Annotated in this window: 8 protein-coding genes; 3 read left to right on the forward strand and 5 right to left on the reverse strand. The window is 37.6% G+C overall.

Annotated features, from left to right (window positions below; translation table 11 throughout):
- Nucleotides 1-671: 671 nt before the first annotated feature.
- Complete coding sequence (locus tag L1275_RS10520; RefSeq protein ID WP_253472604.1) at nt 672-2,306, reverse strand: hypothetical protein; 1,635 nt, start codon at nt 2,304-2,306, stop codon at nt 672-674.
- 206 nt (nt 2,307-2,512) lie between these two features.
- Between L1275_RS10520 and L1275_RS10525 the strand changes: the two genes are divergently transcribed.
- A complete protein-coding gene (locus L1275_RS10525) occupies nt 2,513-5,926 on the forward strand; it encodes a hypothetical protein (protein WP_253472606.1) in 3,414 nt (1,137 codons plus the stop codon).
- An 84-nt stretch (nt 5,927-6,010) separates the two neighbouring features.
- On the forward strand, nt 6,011-6,571 hold the full coding sequence (locus L1275_RS10530; RefSeq protein ID WP_253472608.1) for a 2'-5' RNA ligase family protein: 561 nt from the start codon (nt 6,011-6,013) through the stop codon (nt 6,569-6,571).
- Nucleotides 6,572-6,632: 61 nt separating this feature from the next.
- Here the strand turns inward: L1275_RS10530 and L1275_RS10535 are convergent, their stop codons facing one another.
- The 4 genes from L1275_RS10535 to L1275_RS10550 all read right to left on the reverse strand — a co-directional run bounded on the left by L1275_RS10535 (nt 6,633) and on the right by L1275_RS10550 (nt 20,737).
- Nucleotides 6,633-7,418: an OmpA family protein gene (locus L1275_RS10535; RefSeq protein ID WP_253472610.1), complete on the reverse strand. Its 786-nt coding sequence runs from the start codon at nt 7,416-7,418 to the stop codon at nt 6,633-6,635.
- A 413-nt stretch (nt 7,419-7,831) separates the two neighbouring features.
- Nucleotides 7,832-9,784, reverse strand: coding sequence for an OmpA family protein (locus tag L1275_RS10540; RefSeq protein WP_253472612.1), 1,953 nt, complete (start codon nt 9,782-9,784; stop codon nt 7,832-7,834).
- An 11-nt stretch (nt 9,785-9,795) separates the two neighbouring features.
- Nucleotides 9,796-10,728, reverse strand: a complete 933-nt coding sequence (locus L1275_RS10545) for a type IX secretion system membrane protein PorP/SprF (RefSeq protein ID WP_253472614.1) — start codon at nt 10,726-10,728, stop codon at nt 9,796-9,798.
- 10 nt (nt 10,729-10,738) lie between these two features.
- Nucleotides 10,739-20,737 (reverse strand): gliding motility-associated C-terminal domain-containing protein, encoded by a 9,999-nt coding sequence (locus L1275_RS10550; RefSeq protein WP_253472616.1) that lies wholly within the window; start codon nt 20,735-20,737, stop codon nt 10,739-10,741.
- A 964-nt stretch (nt 20,738-21,701) separates the two neighbouring features.
- On the opposite strand from L1275_RS10550, the gene L1275_RS16585 reads away from it, so the two are divergent.
- Nucleotides 21,702-21,834 (forward strand): PT domain-containing protein (locus L1275_RS16585; protein ID WP_371923465.1); only part of this gene is annotated, 133 nt, incomplete at its 3' end.

Consider the following 21,834-nt stretch of genomic DNA (forward strand, 5'->3'; position numbering starts at 1 on the left):
TTTAGGAATGAGTGTAAAAAACCCTTTGTATTAAATACAACACAAAGGGTTGAAACACTTATAAAAGGCAGTATTATTATTTCCTATTTTTTTAAGATCGCGATATTTACTATCTCTCAATCTTAAAATTACGAGGTAAGCGTATTAAAAATCAGGACAGATTAAAAATTCGTTTAACAGATTAACAACAGTAATCTAATAGCAATGCCTATTTATAACAACTTGATAAAATCAAATCATATAGTAAATTTAAGTCTTTTTTTATTAATTTTATTTGCATGACATAATTATACGTTTGCACACACCCCGGTCAATTCTCTCATAAACAGTATATTGTAAATAAAAAATCATAAATCCATTGTACATCACACAATCGCAGTTGTAAACCGTGCTGATAATCTGAGATTAATCCGATCAGCCGTCAATCTCTTATACCATTTACCATATCCGTATTAAAATCTTTTACACCACAGCAATCTTCTATGTTGTCAGAAGCTTAATACTTCTTAATCGCTTGCTGTTAGAACTACTAAAGTCGTCAATCAACTTTAACGACAATTACCTAACCAACATCCTAACTACCTGCTTGAGAAAAACTCATATTTATCTAAAACGACATCCATAAAAAAGTCTACATAAAATAAATAGCCTCATAAAAATCGAGCGACCTGTTATTTCTGATCTACAATTTCACTCAAAAAACGAGACATGCTTTGATTTTCAGGAATATTAATTTTTTTTCGAATTCCAGAATTCCGTCTATAAATAGTATGTATACTCAATCCCAATAAATCCGCAATTTCCTGAAAAGTAAAACCTCCCTTTTGCAGTAAAATCATTTCAATTTCTTTAGCAGAAAGTTCCGAAAAACGTTCTTTTATTTTAGATTTAAAACGCGGATACACCGAATCCAATAACTCTTCAAAAACACTCCAGTCGAATTCCAAATCGGCATCGGAATTATGAACAATCTGGTTGTAGTCTGCCAGCAACTTCGAGTACTTATGCGCCTGTGGCGCTTTAGCTAATACAACCATTTTCCTGTATATCTCCAATAGTTTTGACGATGAGATTTCGTAAATTTTAATCGTCCGATCCCGATGTTGAATCAACTTATTCATCTCCAACATCAGAGCCTTATCTTTTAAGGTTTTAACGTGAAATTTATAGAACAAAAACAAGATCAACAGTGAGGTTATAAACAATACAATCAGGTAGTTTTGATTTCTGATGATCAGTGTCTTATTATTGCTTTTAATCCGTTCTTGATGGAATTTATTTTCAAAGGTAACGGTACTATTAAATTTTTCTTTTTCAAAAATAGAATCTGACGCAGATTTGTATCTGTGGTAGCTTCCCAAACTCGATTTAAACGGTCTATTTATTCCCTGTTTCTCGGTTACGGATTCAAAAGCCGCGTCTATAACGGCAAAGTCGCGTGTTCTTTTAGCAGCAATAAAGGCTTTATAATAATACCATTTTGCTGAATCCGTCTGATTGTTTTTATCAAAAATATCCGCTAGTATTAAAAATTGGATTCCCTTGAGTTTTCCATTTTCATCATAGCTCATTGCCTTTTTGATATCTTCCTCTGCCTTGGTATACTCACCCATTCTTAAATAGGTAAGTGCTCGGTTTTTATGAATATCAGAACGCAGATCATCTACATCCGCTGGAATTTGATCCAATGCATCCTGATAATCACGCAAAGCGCGTTGCATTTGCTCCAATTCAACAAAACAATCAGCGCGCTTTCTCATGGCATTAATTTGATAATAGATATCGTTGGCTTTTTTTGACCATTCGCAAGAACTCGTAAACCATTTAATAGCCAACTCGTACTGATGTTCTTCTTGAAATATTTCACCTAATTCACTAGCACTGCGCCCTGCCAATTTATAATTTTCCGAAAACATACCTATTTTTATCGCTTCATCGAAGTGTTTTTTGGCTGCAGTATAATCTTCACGTGCTTCAAAAACACGCCCAGCATAGAGATTGGCTTTCCCAATATTCGGCAGGTCTTTTTGATTGGTATAATACTCCAAAGCTTGTAAGATTAAAGTGTCATTACGCAATGAAACATCGTTTCTCTGATGCGAACGCACCGATAGAAAGGCCCACCTTGCTTGATTTTTCTCACTCATTTTCTCGGGAAAATCGATCACATCTAAGAAAAACTGAGTAGAATCTGGATGGGTATAAAAACACTCTTCTGCCTTTTTTAAAAAATGTAGGTTCTGATTGTCTACACATGAATTTAGTATCAGCATGAGTACTGCTCCTAAAAAAAACATTTTTTTCATCTAATAAGCCCTATTAATTCCTATAAAAGTCACTTCTATATCCGCACTAAAATATGAAAACAATCAAAACCCAACGAACTATTCCTGTTTAAAATTAAAATTTAACAGTATTTAATATTTCTAAATCATCATTCAGTTTAATGATTATCGATAAAAACATTCCAATTAGATACACTACTTTTGACATTTATCAGTTATAGATAATTATGCTTAGAGCCCTTTTCGTCTTATTGTTCTTTTTTTGGTTTTCGATTCTTTCTGCTCAAGAATCGGGATCTTTATATCAGTCCAAGACTTTTAGGGTAGAAACCGATACTTTAGTGGTCTCCTCCAAAAGTTTAAACCCCACATTTATAAGGCTGGTTCAAGCCAACCGAGACACGGTTTCACCTGATTTGTACCGTATGAATTTCAGCACTGGGCAGTTGATACTTTTGGATCCACAATTAAAAAACGACTCCTTAACTGTAGCCTATTTGCAATATCCCGAGTTCCTAACCAAAACCTATACGTATTATCCGGCTGAACGCGTGGTAGCCAATGCAGCAGGTCAACAATTATTTGCCTATCAAGATCGCAATCGCGTATCGAACTTCGTGCCTTTTGAAGGTCTTAACACAGCCGGTAGTATAAGTAGAGGCTTTACCGTTGGCAATAACCAAAACGGGGTAATGAATTCCAATCTAGACCTTCAAATCACGGGAAAACTATCCGAAAAGGTAAATATTCGTGCTTCGATACAGGATAGCAATGCGCCACTTCAAGACGGAGGGTATTCACAGAAAATCGATGAGTTTGAACAAATTTTCATTGAATTATTTTCGGATAATTGGTCTATAAAAGCTGGCGATATCTTTCTGGAAAACAGAAAATCGCGCTTCTTAAACTTCAATAAAAAGGTGCAAGGTTTGTCAACTGCTTTTACTTTCAAGACAGCTAACTCCGAAACGCATATTGAAGCTGCAGCTGCATTAGCACGAGGGCAATATGCCAAAAGTGCTTTTACAGGACAGGAGGGAAATCAAGGCCCTTACAAATTAAAGGGGCCCAATGGGGAATTATTTATTTTAATCATCTCGGGATCTGAACGGGTATATGTCAACGGCATTGCGTTAAAACGCGGTGAAAACAATGATTATGTCATCGACTATAATGCTGGAGAAATCCGCTTTACCACGTTATTTCCCGTAACTTCCGATATGCGAATCGCAGTAGAATATCAGTATACCGATCGAAATTACACGCGTTTTGTGGGCTATGGAGGGATACAACATCAACGTGAAGATTGGAATATCGGCGGTTATGTTTTTACACAAACCGACATCAAAAACCAGCCTTTACAACAAAATTTGTCTGCCAATCAAATTGAAACGCTGCGGTTGGCCGGTAATGACCCCAGCAAAATGGTAGCTCCTTCCGCTTATGTCGATGCCTATTCCGAAAACAAGATTTTATATAAAAAGCAAATCGACGAATCGGGTGTGGAATATTTTTTATATTCGAACAATCCCGACGACGAATTGTATGCCGTACAATTTAGTAACGTAGGACAAAACAACGGTGACTATCAGCTACAAAACAGCCAAAGTATTGGGAAAATCTATCAATTTACCAGCCCCATAAACGGGGTCAAACAAGGAAATTATGCCCCAGTAACCCGATTGATCGCTCCTATACGCAACACCATTATGACCGTAATGGGAGGTTATAATCCCTCAGAAAAAACTTCGGTCAAAGCTGAAATAGCCGTCAGTAACAACGACGAAAATTTATTCTCATCCATCGACGATCAAAACAATAAGGGTTGGGCCACACAGGTCAACTTAAAACAACGCTTATATACTGGTGTTATCTGGGTAGATGTCTTTTCAGATATCCAATTTATTCACCAGAATTTCAAATCACTGGAGCAATTGTATTCGATTGAATTTGATCGGGATTGGAATTTGGATTTTGCAAGTGGAAATCAAAGCTTGTTTTCGGGTGGTTTTAAAGTGACTTTCCCTGAAAAAGGGCAATTGACTTATCAATTGGAAAAGCTTGATTATGGTTCTATGTTTTCGGGTACCCGTCATCATGTCAACGGAAATTGGAACAGTAGAAACTGGAAAGCCCTAACGCGTAACAGTCTGTTGGATGCCGAATCGATGACTAAAACAACCCGCTTTGTACGCAGCCAATCCGATGCGCGCTATCACTTTGGTCGAAACTGGATTGGTGGGCGGTTAGAAATCGAAAACCAACAGGAAAAAGAGTTGACGGGTGTAAAAAGTTTATTACCCTTAAGTCATCGTTTTACGGAGATCACTTCCTACATTGGACGCGGTGATAGTACGTCCGTATATACCGAATTGGGCTATACACACCGAATCAACGACAGCATACAGCTGGGAATACTCCAAAATGTTTCCCGTTCCAATACTTTTTATATCAAATCCAAGCTGATTCAAACTCAAGATAGGGATTTGAATATTTACGCAAATTATCGCATTTTAAAATGGACAGACCCTCTAATGGATCAAGAATCAACTCTTAATTCGCGTTTGGTGTATAACGATCGCTTTTGGGAGGGGCTAATACAAACCAATACGGTTTATGAAACGAGTTCCGGTAGTATCGCTCAACAGGAATACACCTATATTGAAGTGGAACCGGGGCGCGGAATTTATATGTGGATCGACTACAATGAAAACGGCATACAAGAATTGGAGGAATTTGAAATAGCTCCTTTTCCAGATCAAGCCAAATATGTTCGACTGTATTTACCCAATCAAGTATTTGTAAAAACCCATCAGAACAAGTTTTCCCAATCGCTGTTATTAAATCCGATCAACTGGCAAAGTGAACAAGGTTTTTTGGGTGTCTTATCACACTTCAACAACCAAACTTCGTATCTCATTGACCAAAGAAACCTCCGTGAAGGTGATGGTTTTAATTTTAATCCCTTTAAAAATGACCCCGACAACTTAGTGGGACTAAACGAAAGTTTTAGGAATAGTTTATTTTATAATCGAGGACGTCAAAAACACTCTATCACCTATACCTTTTTAAGAAATGGCACTAAAAACCTGCTTTCTTTTGGCACGCAACAGCATAAATCCACTGGACATCAATTATTTTACAACCACTTAATTGCTAAAACCTGGTTGGTTTCTCTATCGGGGAAAACATCCAATTCGGAGACGACTTCCGATACGTACGAGTCCAAAAACTATTCGATTCACGGTCAAAGCATTGAACCTAGGTTGTCGTACTTATTTTCAAGAAATGCCAGTTTGGATTTGTTTTATGAGTTTCAAAAAAGAGAAAATCATACGGCCGACTTTGAAAACTTAAGCCAACATCGTTTGGGAACTTCATTTATGTATACTTCGACCAACAGTTTCACGATGAATGGCGAAGTATCGTTTTACGAGAATGAATTTTCAGGAAATGCATTTTCACCTGTTGCTTATCAAATGCTCGAGGGGCTACAGCCGGGCAAAAACATCACTTGGAGATTATTGTTACAACGAAATCTAACAAAATACCTGGATTTTAATTTGAATTACCAAGGGAGAACAAACGAAAACTCGAATACCATTCATACGGGAAATATTCAATTACGCGCTTTTTTTTAGTATTACTAAGCCTTTTCGAAGACCGTACTCCAATCAAATAATTGTTTATATCTTTAGCCCTTTACAACTGCTATACCCATAAATATGTCACCACGTTATTCTATCGTTTTCCAGCCCCCAACAGAGATTTTGGATCAGGTTCAAGAAATGAAAACCGAGCTCGCTCAAACCATCGGTTGGTATGCAAGCCGAAACGCTATGGCTCATATAACGATACAGGAATTTGAGGTCAACGACAAGAAAATTGAAGTAATCAAACGTCAATTGGAACGTTGTTGTAACAGCCTTGCACCAGTTGTAGTGCACTTCAATAGCTTTGACAGCTATCCCAATGGCGCTTTCTTTATCAAACCCGATTTAGTGTCTATGCCCATTTTATCCAAAATGATGAAACAGGTACAGCAGGCTGTTCCCACACCAAATACCCATCGCGGAACAGATCCACATCTAACTATCGCACGAAAACTCAGTTTCGAGAAAATTTTAATAGCCCGCGAATTATTTAACGCGATCGATTTACATTTTGACTTGGATAAGATAGCCTTACGTCAGTTTAACCCTACAAAAAAGCAGTTTGAAATTATAGCAGTATACCCATTCTTAAGTCAACCCGGCTTGCAACCGACTCAGGAAGTTTTATTTTAGAAGAAAAATCAAAAAAGGGATACGTCAACGGCATCCCTTTTTTGATTTTTTATAGTACAACTTACAAAACGATAAATTCGCATCTTCTATTTTCGAGATGCCTTCCCTCTGAGCAGTTAACTCCAGGAGGACACTCATTAATCGGCTGTGTTTTGCCGTAGTCTTTAGTTATGATACGACTCGGGTTAATTTTGCCCTGTTGGATAATCCAATCAGCTGTACGATTGGCACGACGTTCAGCCAACCAATTGTTATAACCAATCGATCCTCTTGTATCGGCATGAGCACGAACTTCAATTTTCATTGTAGGATTTGCTCGCAATATTTCAATCACAGTATTTAACTCCTTAATATTATTTTCATTCAGGTAAGAACTGTTAAAGTCAAAATAGATAGGATCTAGGCTTACTTCAGCACTACTTCTAACTGCCGTAGCGCCCTTGGCTTCTCTAAGTGCTGTAACATCTATTACTTCAATCACATCTTTTACACCTCGCACTTCAATGAGCTCTTTAGGTTTTCCACTGCCCGTATTATTTTTATGACCATTGACAAGGGAATATAAGCCAAAGTTCATACGGCTGGTTGGATTTCCATTAGAAAACTTAACGGCAACTTCCGCGGCTGTATAGCCCTGTGCCTCGGCTTTAACCCGATAGGAATTATCAATACCTTCTAGTTCAAAAAAATAGAAACCTTGACTGTTAACAGGTGATACCGCCACACTATTGTGATCTTGGTCATATAAGGTGGTGGTTACTGTAGTTAAATCAGCTTTTGTATGCAAATCATAAACTTTTCCCGTAACTATTTTTAGCTCCTCTTGAGAATAAACACTATTACTCATAATAAGTAATAAAACTATAAGATATTTAGTAATATTTTCCATCTGTAGTGATTTATATAATTATACAAAGTTAAAAAAATTAAATCACTTCATATCTACTTCACAACTACGGATAAGCAGTTTTAACTACTTTGACATTATCGCTATAATGTTATGTATTTCAATACCAATATTTTAAATTTTAAATTTAAATTTTAAATAATAATCAATCCTATACTACAAATAGTGCATTATAAGTCAACGAGTTACTCCTCTTAAGCTTTCCAAAAAAATATAAAAACAGCACTTTAAGTCCAATTTAAACAAATCGCATAAAGTTGGTTTTATTATAGATAAAAAAAGGGATCAACACTAAAAAGTGCTGATCCCCATTAATTTAGATCAAAAGATCTTGAAATCTCTCCAATGAAAACTTATAAGTTTACAATAATAAATTCAGATCTACGGTTGGCTTGATGCTCTTCTTCAGTACACTTAACTCCGTCTGCACATTGGTTGGTCAATTGGCGTTCGCCATATCCCTTCCAAGTTAAACGCGAGCTGTTGATACCGTTTTTGATCAACCATGCTGCTGTAGATTTTGCACGGCGCTCTGATAAATCATCATTGTATTTATGAGAAGCACGACTATCTGTATGCGAACGCACATCTACTTTCATCTCTGGATATTCTTCCATTACTGCAAGAACTTTGGCTAATTCCATTGCTGCATCAGGACGAATATTGTGTTTATCTAAATCAAAATAAATAGGATTTAAGTTCAACACTTTAAACAAGTCATCTCCTTTTTTCAAAGGTATTTTTGTACGTTCTAAGACAATAGTAATCTCTGTCACCCCACTTTCATTAGGTAAGGAAACCACTTCTTCTTTTACAGTATATTCTGGAGCTTCTGCTTTAACGCGGTAGCTGGTTCCACAATTGTAATCTGTATCGAATAGGTATTGGCTGTTGGAATCCATCTTGTTGGTTTTCGCTTTGTCGGTATAATCCATCTGATACAAGTTTAAAGTTGCATTAGAAATGATATTACGCGTTTTAGCATCCACTACAGTAACCTTAAGATTTTGAACACATTCCAAAACCAAAGCACGATTTTCAACAAAAGCATAGATATCATCGTTTCCGATTCCCTCTGCTCTATTACTTGAAAAGAAACCGCGTTTTGTGGTTTTATTAATGATATATCCGAAATCATCAGCACTGCTGTTTACTGCTGCTCCAATATTTTGAACATCAGAGAAACTTCCATCCGATTTGATTTTGGTAGCATAGACGTCTAATCCTCCCATTCCTGGTCGGCCATCAGTTGCAAAATACAATTCATCATCAGAACTTACAAATGGAAAAGACTCTCTACCATCGGTATTGATAGAAGCACCTAAGTTTTCAGGAGTTCCAAATCCATTAGATGTAATCGCAACACGCCAGATATCAGATTGTCCGAAACCTCCTGGGCGATCCGATACAAAATACATCATATCTTCAGCTGCATTTAATACCGGGTGAGCGGTACTAAATTGGTTGCTATTAAACGGTAACTCAACAATATCAGACCATTTATCGTTCTTTAAAACAGCGCGATAGATCTTTAACAAGGTCGTGTTATTACTGTCCATTCGTCGAACTCCATCATAGTTGTTACGCGTAAAATATAGCGTTTGACCATCTTTGGTGATCACAGGAGTAGACTCATTGAATTTGGTCGTAATTTGACGACTAAACTTCTTTGCCTTAGCCAAGGTACCGTCTTCTTGTACATCTGCAACGTAGATATTCGTAAAAGCATGGTCGGTCCAAGTGTGAACGCGTTTTACAAAATTACTGGTATCACGCGCCGTTGTAAACAATACTTGATTGTTATAAAAACTACTTCCGTAGTCTGCATAAGTCGTATTGATTTTAGCATCTTGAATATCATATCTACCGGAATTACGTTTGATTTCGGCTTGATAATCTTTATCTGCTTGAATGATTTTCGCTCTGTTTGACTCGCTATTCTTTGTGGCGAATTTCTTTAGATATACATTCGCTTCTGCTTCATTGCCTACATTTTTTAGGGTTTGAGCATAACGGTAATAGTATTCTGATTCTATTTCATCATTAGAAAAGTCTGTAAACAATTGGCTATACCATTTGTTAGCTTGAGCATATTGAGCATTGAAGTAATTGGCATTACCTAGATTTTTCAAAATACTCGTATTAACATGTCCGCGTTTAGCGATGTTCTCATATATTTTGATGGCATCGATATAAGCTAGTTTATCGTAGTTTTTATCACCTCGTGATAAGCCTACTTGCGCTTGGGCGTTGTGATTCATTAACACTAACAAACAAACGCATAAGGAGCTGATGATTTTTTTCATGGTCTGTTGTTTTAGAAGAATCTAGGTGAGTTAACACGTCTGAACTTATTGAATAGTTCAAAACGCATAAATACTTCATGAGATCCTGAGTTATAATGTGCTAATTTGGTTGTTTCGGCATCGTAAGAATATCCGATCATCAATCCATCTGTAATTTGGAATCCGGCCAAAGCGCTCCATGCCGCATCATAACGGTAAGCCACTCCAAGAGTGAACTTTTCGTTTAGCAAGAAGTTACCACTAATATCAGCTTGTAAAGGCGCACCTTGTACTGCTTTTAACATGATGGCAGGCTTAAATTTCAAATTTGGATTTAAGTCAAAAACATGACCTCCGGTTAAATAGAAATGCATTCTTTGTTGCATCGTCGCATAGACATTGTCATCATATCGTTCGGTTTCCAAAAAGTTTGGCACCGACAATCCGATATAGCTCTTTTGAGTGTGGTAGTAAATACCTGCACCCACATTAGGACTAAATTGGTTGTTGATATCTTGGCTGAACATAGCATCATTTGGATTGTATACATTCAAATCGCTATAACGAACATCTAACAGATTCATCGATCCCTTTACCCCAAAAGACAGTTTATGATCACGATCTCCTAAATCAATGGTATAAGACACATCTACCGAAATGGTATTATCTCTCATCACCCCAATTTGGTCGTTGATAAAAGACACCCCTAAACCCAATTTACTATTGTTGATCGGCGTATTGATCGAGAACGAATTGGTTTTCGGCGCGCCATCTAATCCTACCCATTGTTCCCGGTGTAAACCGAAAACACTCATCACTCCACGTGAACCAGCATAAGCCGGGTTGATGTTGATGGTATTGTACATATAATGGGTGAATTGAGAATCTTGTTGGGCGTGCATTGCTGCACTGCCCATTAACAAGATTCCACAAAACGTACTCTTAATTGTTTTATGAATTTTCATCGCTTACAAATTAATTAGATTCTAAATGAATGTATCCAGACTGCTTCATGTGTTCTGATTGTCCGTTACCAACGTTATAGTCGTATTGAACAATATAGAAATAGGTACCAGTAGGAAGTTTTTCTTCTTTACTTACCACATCTTTCGCATTAGCAAAACCTCTGAAGACATTTCCGTTAGTGTTATAGTTTGTTGTACTATAAACTAAACGTCCCCAACGGTTAAAAATCTCCACCGTGTTACCAGGATAGCAATTTAAACCTTTCAACACTAGCGCATCGTTATTGCCATCTCCGTTCGCAGATACTGCGTTGTAGATTTCAATTTCACAGGCTAAATGTACGGTTTGGGTATAGGTTGATTCATTTCCACAACTATCTGTAGCAGTCCAAGTTCTCAGTAAACTGTATTTGTTTTCACAATCACCTTGTACTTTTTCTTCATTAAATGCAACCGTCACTTTTCCACAATTATCTGTAGCCGTAAGTACTGGTGCATCTTTTAAGTCTTCACATTTAATGAAAACTACTGCAGCTGGTAAAGGATCTACAAATACTGGAGCCGTGGTATCCTGAATTGTGATGGTTTGAACATGAGTTTTTGCGTTTCCACAAGCATCCGTAGCTGTCCAAGTTCTCACTAATTGGTAATTGTTTTCACAATTTCCATTCTCACGCTGTTCTTTAAAGCTCACTTCTGCTGTTCCACATAAATCCGTTGCGTTTAGTATAGCCGCATCAGGAATCATAGCTGAACATTCTAAAGTGATGTCTTTTGGAAGGTTGGTAGTAAATACAGGAGCCGTTTTATCTACAATTGTAAACGTAGCCGTTGTTGTACTCACATTTCCACAAGAATCTTTTACTGTAAAAGTAACTTTAGTACTTCCTGTTGATCCACAAGCTTTATCCAAACCTTTGAAATCATTAGTCCATACAAAATCCACTGAACAAGCATTAACAGCAACCGCTCCCCCATGAGTATTCAACCAAGCCGATAAATCATTAGCATTACCACTTCCGTCGCAATCTACTGTTAAATCTTTTGCCTGAACTTCAAATTGAGGTCCTGTTGTATTTTCTGTTGTAAACGTAGCTGATTTGGAAATACTGTTTCCACAAGCATCTGTCGCAATAAAATTAACCGTGATTGCTTTTGTTTTTCCACAAAGATCCTTTGTTTCCACAACAGCATGAGTCCAAGTCACTGCGCTACAAGCGTCAGTTACCACTGCTCCTCCATGATTATCTATCCACGCATTATATTGCTCAACATTTCCTCTTCCATCACATTCTACCACTAGATTTTGTGGTGAAGTTGTCATTACAGGAGCTTTGGTATCTATAACCGTAAAGACCGCTGTAGTCGACACTTTGTTTCCACAAGCATCCGTTGCAGTAAAAGTAACTTCTGCATTTCCTGTTGCTCCACAAGCTTTATTCAAACTTGTATAATCATTAGTCCAAGTAACCGCACTACAAGCATCTGTTGCCTGAGCACCTCCTTGACTAGCTAACCAAGCTTGTAATTCTGTTGTATTACCAGATCCATCACACTCCACAGTTTTGTTTTGTGCCGTTTTAGTAATCACAGGGGCTGTTTTATCTTCAATTGTGAAAGTTGCCTTTGATGTAACGGTATTTCCACAAGCATCTGTTGCAGTAAAAGTTACTAAAGCACTTCCCGTTGATCCACAAGCAGCTGTTAAACTAACATAGTCGTTGCTCCAAGTTACAGCACTACAAGTATCTGTCGCTTTTGCACCACCGCGATTGATCAACCAATTGTCTAATGCTTCTTTCGTGTTTGTACCGCAAGAAACCGTTAAGTTTTGAGCTTCTTTAGTCAATGTTGGAGCTACAGTATCTACAATGCTAACTGTCGCAATAGTAGTTGTAGTATTTCCACATGAATCCGTAGCTGTAAACACCACTTCCGCATTACCTGTTGCTCCACAAGCCGCAGTTAAGCCTTTATAATTGTGAGACCAAGTTACAGTTCCACAAGCTTCTGTTGCTGTTGCACCTCCATGGTTATTCAACCAAGTCGCAATACGCTCGTTACCACTAGTTCCACATTCCATGGTTAGGTTTGTAGCAGCAGTAGTCAGGATCGGTCCTGTAGTATCTGCAATGGTAAAACTAGCTTGTTTTGTCGTTGCATTTCCACAAGCATCTGTCACTACAAAATTAACCGTAGTCACTTTTGTTTTACCGCATAGATTACTAGTATCTACTATATTATGACTCCATGTCAGTACTGTGCTACAAGCATCTGTTGCTACTGCTCCAGCATGACTGTTTAACCAAGTATTAAATGCATCTTGATTACCAGCACCGTCGCATTCTACTACTTCATCCTTAGGTAAAGTCGTCATTACTGGCGCTTTTGTATCCACTATGGTGAACGTTGCCGTCGTTTTAACGGTGTTTCCACAAGCATCTGTTGCTGTAAAAGTCACTATAACACTTCCCGTCTCACCACAAGCCTTTGTAAGACTTGTATAGTCGTTGGTCCATGTTAAATCACTGCAGCTATCCGTTGCCGTAGCACCACCATTTGCTACTAACCAAGCTGTTAATTCTGTTGTATTTCCAGAACCGTCGCACTCTACCGTTTTGTTTTGTGCTTGCTTAGTAATTATCGGCGCAGTTTTATCATCAACGCTATAAGTTGCTTTGGTCACTACTTCATTTCCACAAGCATCTGTTGCTGTAAAAGTTACTAAAGCGCTTCCAGTTGCCCCACAAGCCGTTGTTGTTAAAGCGGTGAAATCATGTTTCCAAGTAACAGCTCCACAATTATCTTTTGCAACTGCACCCCCGTGACTAATCAACCAATTATTTAAACTTACCGCAGTATCTGCACCACAAGAAACCGTTAGGTCTTGTGCTTGTTTTACCATGATTGGCGCTATGGTATCCACTACTTTTACCGTTGCAATAGTTTCCGTTTTATTACCACATGAATCTGTAGCAGTAAACGTTACAATCGCACTTCCTGTAGTTCCACAAGCCGCAGTCAATCCGTTATAATTATGTGACCAAGTAATGGTTCCACAATTATCAGTTGACACAGCTCCACCATGATTGTTTAACCAAGCGTTCAAAGCATCTACTGAAGCTCCGCATTCGATCGTTAAATCTTTTGCTGCTGTTTCAATTATTGGAGCAGTAGTATCTTTAATAATAAAGACTCCTTGTTTGATCGTTTTATTTCCAAAAGCATCTTTAGCAATGAAATCAACGATTACAGTACCTGCTTTTCCACAAGTCGTATTGGTATCTTCAATCAAGTATGACCAAGTAACCGCACCACAAGCGTCAGTAGCAACTGCATCTGCATTACTATCTAACCAAGCTTGGAACTCCACAAGATTTCCTTTACCGTCGCATTCCACTGTTTTGTTTTGTGGCAATACACTAAATACAGGGGCTGTATTATCTACAATAGTATAGGTAGCTGTTGTAGATATTTTGTTTCCACAAGCATCTGTGGCTACAAATGTAACTTCTGCAGTACCCGTATCACCTCCTGAGAAGGTTGTAAAGTTATCAACCCAAGTTACTTCACTACAAGTTTCTGCAACAATTGCTCCACCGTGGCTTAATAACCAAATATCCAATGCAGCTCTATAATTACCTCCGTCGCACTCTACAATTTTGTTTTGTGCTTCTTTAATAAGTTTTGGTGCAATTTTATTCTCAATTTTTAAAGTAGCTGCCGTAGTAGCTATATTTCCACAAGCATCTGTTGCTGTAAAAGTAACTAAAGCAGTTCCTGTTACCCCACAAGTTCTCGTAGTTAAACCGATATAATTATGTGTCCAAGTAACCGCACCACAATTATCTTGTGCTACTGCATGACCACTACCAATCAACCAGTTTTTAATCGCATCTTCCATACCTGGTCCACAATCTGTGGTCAAGTTTTGTGCTTGTTTCACAATTACTGGTGGCGTTTTATCTTCCACTTTCACCGTTGCCTGAGTAGTACTTTTGTTGCCACAAGAATCTGTTGCAGTAAAAGTCACTAAAGCACTTCCTGTGTTTCCACAAGCCGCAGTTAATCCGTTATAATCATGTGTCCACGTAATGGTTCCACAATTATCACTAGATATAGCACCTCCGTGATTGTTTAACCAAGCATTTAATGCATCTACTTCTGCACCACATTCGATCGTCAAGTTTTTAGCTTCTTGATCAATGATTGGCGCTATAGTATCTTTAATAATAAATACCGCTTGTTTGAAGGTTTTATTTCCACAAGAATCTGAGGCAATAAAATCAACAATAACAGTTCCCGCCTTACCGCAAGTCGTGTTGGTATCTTCAATTAAGTAAGTCCAAGTAACTGCACCACAATTGTCTGTTGCTACTGCCCCAGCATGATCAGCCAACCAAGCGTTGAACTCAGCTAAATTTCCATTTCCGTCACATTCAACAATTTTGTTGACTGGGGCTACCGTAATAACTGGTGCAGTGGTATCTACAACATTAAAAGTAGCTGTCGTTTTTGACGCATTTCCACAAGCATCTGTAGCAGTAAATATTACCGTTGCAGTTTTAGAACCTGCACAAGAACCAGCCGTTAAAGCCGTGAAATTATGAGTCCAAGTTACTGCACTACAACCATCAGTTGCTGTTGCACCTCCATGCTCAGCCAACCATTTGTTTAAGGCTACAGTATGATCTGTACCATCGCATTCCACTGTTTTATCAGCAGCTTGTAAGCTAATTGTCGGTGGTGTTTTATCTTCCACTTTGAAAATCGCCGTAGTTGAAATTCTATTTCCACAAGCATCTGTAGCTGTAAAAGTTACAGTAGCAGCTTGTGTTCCTGAACAAGCACCAGCAGTTAATGATGTATAATTGTGAGTCCAAGTTACTGCACTGCAAGCATCTGTTGCTACAGCACCACCGTGACTATTTAACCAATTATTTAATGCTGTCGCAGTATCTGTTCCACATTCAACCGCTAAGTTAGCAGCTGGAATATTTAATACTGGAGCTGTAAGATCTTTTATCGAGATCGTTTGCACACAAGTTTCCACATTTCCACTAGCATCTGTAACCGTAAAAGTTCTTGTAAAAGTTCTTAAACCTGCTACGCAATTTGAGATTGCTGAATCTGCATACTCGTAGGTAGTATTTCCGCAAGAAGTAACAGCGGTTGGGATACCCGTTACCGATGGATCATAACTAGAACCACAAAGCACTTCTACATCAGCAGGACACGCGATTTGCAAAGTACAGCAAACCGGAGGAATCCCCGTAATAGTCAATGGAGTACACAGGCTCGCATTTTCAAAAGTAACATCATAAGGTTTACCGATGTCAATACTTTCTGAAGTCCAAACATTTCCATTGAAAACACCAGGTGCTCCAGTCCCCGTTGCAATATAAGGCGCTGTACCGTTCAAGGTAACAAACATTTTATACGACTTCTGATCTACTGAACAGGCGAATTCGATATTCGTTGCTTTTAAATTATTTGTTTTCAACAAAACTTTAATTGCAGCCACATTACTCTTACACAATCCTCCTGCAATAAATCTATTCACTACATAATACGTTCTATCGTGAATCAATTGAGTTGTAATTGGCAATTGAGCAACTTCTGCAAGTGCGTCTTGTTCGTTTTCGTACCAAGTTAAATAATATCCATTCGAAAACGTGATATCTGCTAAAGTCGGCTGACCACCTCCCACTAGCGGACTACAAATCTCACGAGTTTGTTGTGGAGGATTAATCATCAACATCGTATCAATTGGCAAGATCATTGGTATCTCATCTTCGATCAAGACTTGATCAATTCCATCTGGACAATTCAAGTTTGGATTAACACATGTCGGTACAGCAATATTTTGGTAAATCGAAACTTTCACTTCTCCAAAATTGTGCTCACAAGATAAAGTAGTATCGTCATTCGCTGTATATTTCAACGGTACGTTTACCAATTTAACCTCTGTACCTACAGGAATATTCTTAGTTACCTTATAAATATAACCTCTAACCGGGTCAATTCCTTCAAATGTAGCTACACCTGCAGGAACTAGATAATCATTCGGATTACCTACCATTGCCCAGTCAGCTGGAAATTTGAAAGCAAATCTATAATCTGTAGTAATGGCATCGGTATTTCCGAAATTACCAGAATTGACTGTAGAAAAATTATAAACCGCTCTTAAGTTACCACCTACGGTCAACACAGGGTCTAAACGAACTTCGTGTTTGTTAAGAACCATTTCAGGAAAAGCCGTAGAACCACCAGCAACGATAATTCTATTACCACTAGCCGAAGTGATACTTCCTTGTGGAAGTGCAGAACCACATACATTTTGCGCAGATGGCAAAAATGAGATTCTCTGACCACTTCTAAATTCACAAGTTTCAATTTTAAAATCAACTTTTAACTGAATTCGCTCCAATGTATTTAATGAAATACCATTACCTAAAGTAATTATTAGATCCGTTCCATTAATAACTGCGTTAGCAGGATTTCCATTTGAAAAAACGGCTCCCGGAGTAATATTACCCGTGAATACAGCACTATATTTAAAACTATTATTATACTTTAATCCTGGAGCTGTTGCTAAAGGAATACGTACACTTAAGTTTTTCACATTGGTATCGCCACCGTTGTGTATTTGAATCGTATACGATAATACATCACAAAATCCGTGTTGTGTATTTGCATTCGATTGATAAGCTATTGTAGTTTGCAAATTGTTTTTCAATTGACTATATGTCAATACCTTATCATTTACAACACAAACACCCGAATTAATATCTACCGGATAAGCCGTACAGCTATATCCAACTGGTATCGTCAATGACTCAATATTACAGTTGATCAGATTTGCTTTGATCAAATAGTAATTTGTAGTGGAAGCTGAAAAATCTCCCAATCTGTAAACATCACCATTCGGTACAACTGCTACAAGTGGATTAGTTCCGTCGTAGTTATCTACTTTTTGAACCGATTGAATAACCAGATTACCTGCTTTCTTACCTAACCAAACATTCGCAAATGATCTAGAGTCAGATGTATTCGCTATTTTTACAACCCATGAAACTATTTGACCGTCTGGGCTCATGTCTCCATCTAAATTGTTGTTAGACAATTCAAGGGTTAAACTTCCAAATCCGGTATTGTAATCTAACTGTTGCGTTTTTGAGAAAGGTGTTTTAATACCTGCTCCATCAACCGCATCACCTTCTAAAGTAACTCCTATTGATTGAACTAAAGCAGTTGCCGAAGGCTCACATTCAAATAGAGAAACCGTTGGAGTAATTTCAATAACAAAACCTTCATCAAGATTTTTATTACCAGTCAAACCTGAAATGATACTTATTAAATCTACGATATATGTACCATTATTTACATTAAGTCCCGAGATAGTAGCAGTATTGTTAATCCCCAACCAAGGTTGGTTTTTAACTTCCACCCTCATACCAGTTAATGTCAAAAATGCAGGAACTGTTAAAACCGCTTTTGTCGGTTGAAATAAATTGCGAAACTCGCCTTCAAACACACCGTCTTGTCTTGAAAAACCAAGAATTGACGAGGTGATCACGAATTTATTATCGCTATTGCTACAAGTTGTGAAATCGGTTTTACTTCCTTTAACGTCAATGGAATTATTTACATAAAAACCAGTTGCTGTATAAGCTCTACCACATATTTTCTCAACACCATTTGAATCGATTAAATAAGACTTCGTCGGGAATTTTTTTAGTCCTACTTGAGAGTCTAAAGCTTTAAACTTCATCGAAAAGCGAACTTTATCACCTTGAGCAAAAGTAATTAGTGTATTAGGTTGCGTCGCAAGATCAAATTGCAAAACATAGTTGGTAGGATTTTCTACCACTGTCAACCCATCAAACAGAAATTCAACACCACCACGTGTTACTACTAAGCTACCAGCAGTAGTCAACAACTGCACATTGGTGTCTGCGTCTTTTTCTATTTGGAACTTCACTTTTGTCCAAGCACCTGCTGATGTTATGATTACATCAGAATCCTGATAAACCTCTAATACATCTCCAGTTATAAAAGTACGTACATTGGTGTTATTTTTGTCTACAGGAGTATTAGTTGGTACGCCAGAAGCATTCACGGCAAACCCTAAAGTAGTTCTTTCTAAATCTGCTGAACGGTTGTGCAATCCATCGGCACATGGCCCTGCATCACAATAACCCAGTAAATCTACCTGATTACATTTAAAACTAACTGGTGCACAGCCTGGAGTTTTAATCAATTCCCCACCTATTTTATACCACACATCTTGGACCTCTCCTGGAATTTCTCCACCATCGCATAAAAAGTCAATAGGGAATTTCAAACGACTGTTAGACAGGTTTAAATCCTGTCCTGCTGGCCAAGCTTGAGAACCATAAGTAAATGTCAAACGGTACTTATTGGCACCATCTGCAGATGGAACTGCATTAACAGCACTAGCACCAGAAAACAATTTTATATCGTTGATGTTTGCCACAGTTAACAAATCGGATAACTCTATGGTAATATCAAATTTATCTCCAATGTTTAAACCTGCTGAAGGAATTACAAAATCAGTAAATAAATAATCCGCACCATAAGGTTGCCCCGATACGATATCAATTTCGCCGATATTTAATCCTTCGTAAGTATAAGTAACCGCTGAACTAACCGTTTTAGTATCGGCATAAGGTCCGCCACAGCCACCTGTGAAGTCATAAGAAAGACTGTAGTAATTATCATTTGTAGTAAATGAAGTTGGTGCTGTTTCACAGCTAGAAGCACTAGGTGCGCCGTAGAACTGATCAAATTTCACCACTACAGTTTGATTCGGATCTAAAGTATTATCAGCACTGATATTAACTTTGATTCGAGTCGGTTTAGTTGCAGTCCCCTCAATCACCACAATATCAGCTGGATTCACTGCGATCCCACCTATTGTAAGAGAATTGATATTGATATAACCTTCCACATCATTAGTTCCTATTTCAAAACCAACAGAAGAAGCCTCCGCATTCCCTGTATTCTTAACATTCCAAGTATTGGTATAAGTTTGATTGAAACAGGTTATTACTGGAGGAACCGCCGTTACTGCTAACGAAGGTTTAAACGTATTATCTATATTAATAATATGTTGAGCCGTACCATTCACGTTGGAATTAGTACATTTCGTAGTACACCCATAATACACCTCATAAATTGTAGGTGTTAAAGAACAGCTGTTAATTTTCACTTTTTCTTTAAACGAAATAGTCCCACCTGTTCCTAAAGATGATCCGGAAAAAGTTATTTTATTTGGATTAGTAGCATCTACTGTCCAACCCAAAGCAGAAGCAGTTTCATAAGAAACATGACTTAAGCCATTACCCAATAAACGCTCTAGTACCAAAGTCGAGATTGCTCCATTTCCTTGATTTCGAATCGTTACCGTACGCATAATTTCATCACCTACTTTACCCGAACTAACCGCTGGGTTGATTGATACCCTTAAAATGGCATAATCGATGTTGATGATTTCACTGGTTCCACTTTGTGGATTCGTTGTACATCCTGAAAATGTATAACTAACTACTTGTTGTTCTGGAGCCACTGCACTACCAATAACCGAGCACAGCGCTTTAACATTGTAAGTAATCACCATCTCCTCAGATGAAGGACCTGCCGTTAGGCTAGGCAAATTAGCAGTAACCCCCTGTCCGGTTTCTCCTGAAACCGTTACGGTATTGCCATTCGCTTTTACAGAACCCGTTTGCAGTTCAAAACCTGCTGGGATCTCAATTTTTAATTTTCCTTGGTTACAAGCTCTACTGCCCTTACCGATTCTTACCGTCAATTGCTGGTAATCACCGCAAACACTAAGTAACGGAACATTACTGTCCGTTTTTAGAGTTTGAGCAGTCGCACTAGTTACAAGTAGCAACATAAAAGAAAACAAAGCCACCATTGGAATGGGTACCCTGTTTCTAAAAATCGCAAAAAATCGCATTAGTGTAATTTTGTAATTCATAAATTGTTTTTTTGTTTTTAATTAAGTTCTGATCACCGTTTTTTAGTGTGATTTCGGTGATTAATTGCGGATTAATTGTTGGTCGTCATTCTCATAAATTATTTTTAATGGTTAAACACTCATAAACTAAAACTTTCAATATTTTTTCGTATATTTCAAGTTGCTATTTAGTAAACTGTAGTAAATAGTGACTTGTTGTCTATTCTCTTTCGTTAAAAAAAATCACACCTTTTTACATTTCCACAGAGATGGCTGCTTAAAAGGAGCTTATTATTTATATGTTTACAACACAGGATTTCCTTGACATCTTAACATTTTAATTATTCAATCCGTTATTCACTTATTGAAATATTTAGACTTTAACTAACAGCACAGTTCTGTAATCCTAGCAGCACTTTTATAAAAATGTCTCCACTTCGGATATTTTCAAACCGTGCGCATGCCAAAATCCGATTCTGATATTATTTTTGCAAAATTCTAACAATCAGGTTGATAAAATGTTTCAAAAAATTGAAACGAAATACACGCCAATAATTTGGAACATTTATTTTAGAAGTACTAGTTTTATAAAAATCGAGTAATTACAAGGCTTTGACGAGGTGTTGTCCCAAAAAACGAGGACAATAGGATTCCCAGAAAAATAATTTTGAAAAAAAAAAGCTATTTGAATGTTCTTTTTCAGCTTTTTTTAAACATTTTTGGTTTTTTATTGAGCCACATCGCGAAATATTATCACAACGATCTAATAACAATGCGCAAAATGCAACAAAAACCACTATATAATAAACAAAACCTACCAAAAGAAGTATAAATCAGCAAAAATCCAATTAAATATTTAACAAAATTGAATATTAAAAAAACGGGGAAAAATTCTACAACAAAAATGACTTTAGAAAAAAACTGTGCCCGTAGATACAGCTTGTATTTCACCAAATACGGCAAAATATCTTAAAAAGTTAAATTAATCGCAAAACGCGATTACTTCAATAATAGCGAAAGACCTAGCGAAAGACCTAGCGAAAGACCTAGCGAAAGACCTAGCGAAAGACCTAGCGAAAGACCTAGCGAAAGACCTAGCGAAAGACCTAGCGAAAGAC

This window comes from Flavobacterium sp. HSC-61S13 (assembly GCF_024171535.1).
Lineage (GTDB): Bacteria > Bacteroidota > Bacteroidia > Flavobacteriales > Flavobacteriaceae > Flavobacterium.

Coding starts and splice junctions, on each gene's coding strand:
- L1275_RS10520 (WP_253472604.1), bottom strand. CDS start 2,306: ATGAAAAAAATGTTTTTTTTAGGAGCAGTACTCATGCTGATACTAAAT.
- L1275_RS10525 (WP_253472606.1), top strand. CDS start 2,513: ATGCTTAGAGCCCTTTTCGTCTTATTGTTCTTTTTTTGGTTTTCGATT.
- L1275_RS10530 (WP_253472608.1), top strand. CDS start 6,011: ATGTCACCACGTTATTCTATCGTTTTCCAGCCCCCAACAGAGATTTTG.
- L1275_RS10535 (WP_253472610.1), bottom strand. CDS start 7,418: ATGAGTAATAGTGTTTATTCTCAAGAGGAGCTAAAAATAGTTACGGGA.
- L1275_RS10540 (WP_253472612.1), bottom strand. CDS start 9,784: ATGAAAAAAATCATCAGCTCCTTATGCGTTTGTTTGTTAGTGTTAATG.
- L1275_RS10545 (WP_253472614.1), bottom strand. CDS start 10,728: ATGAAAATTCATAAAACAATTAAGAGTACGTTTTGTGGAATCTTGTTA.
- L1275_RS10550 (WP_253472616.1), bottom strand. CDS start 20,737: ATGAATTACAAAATTACACTAATGCGATTTTTTGCGATTTTTAGAAAC.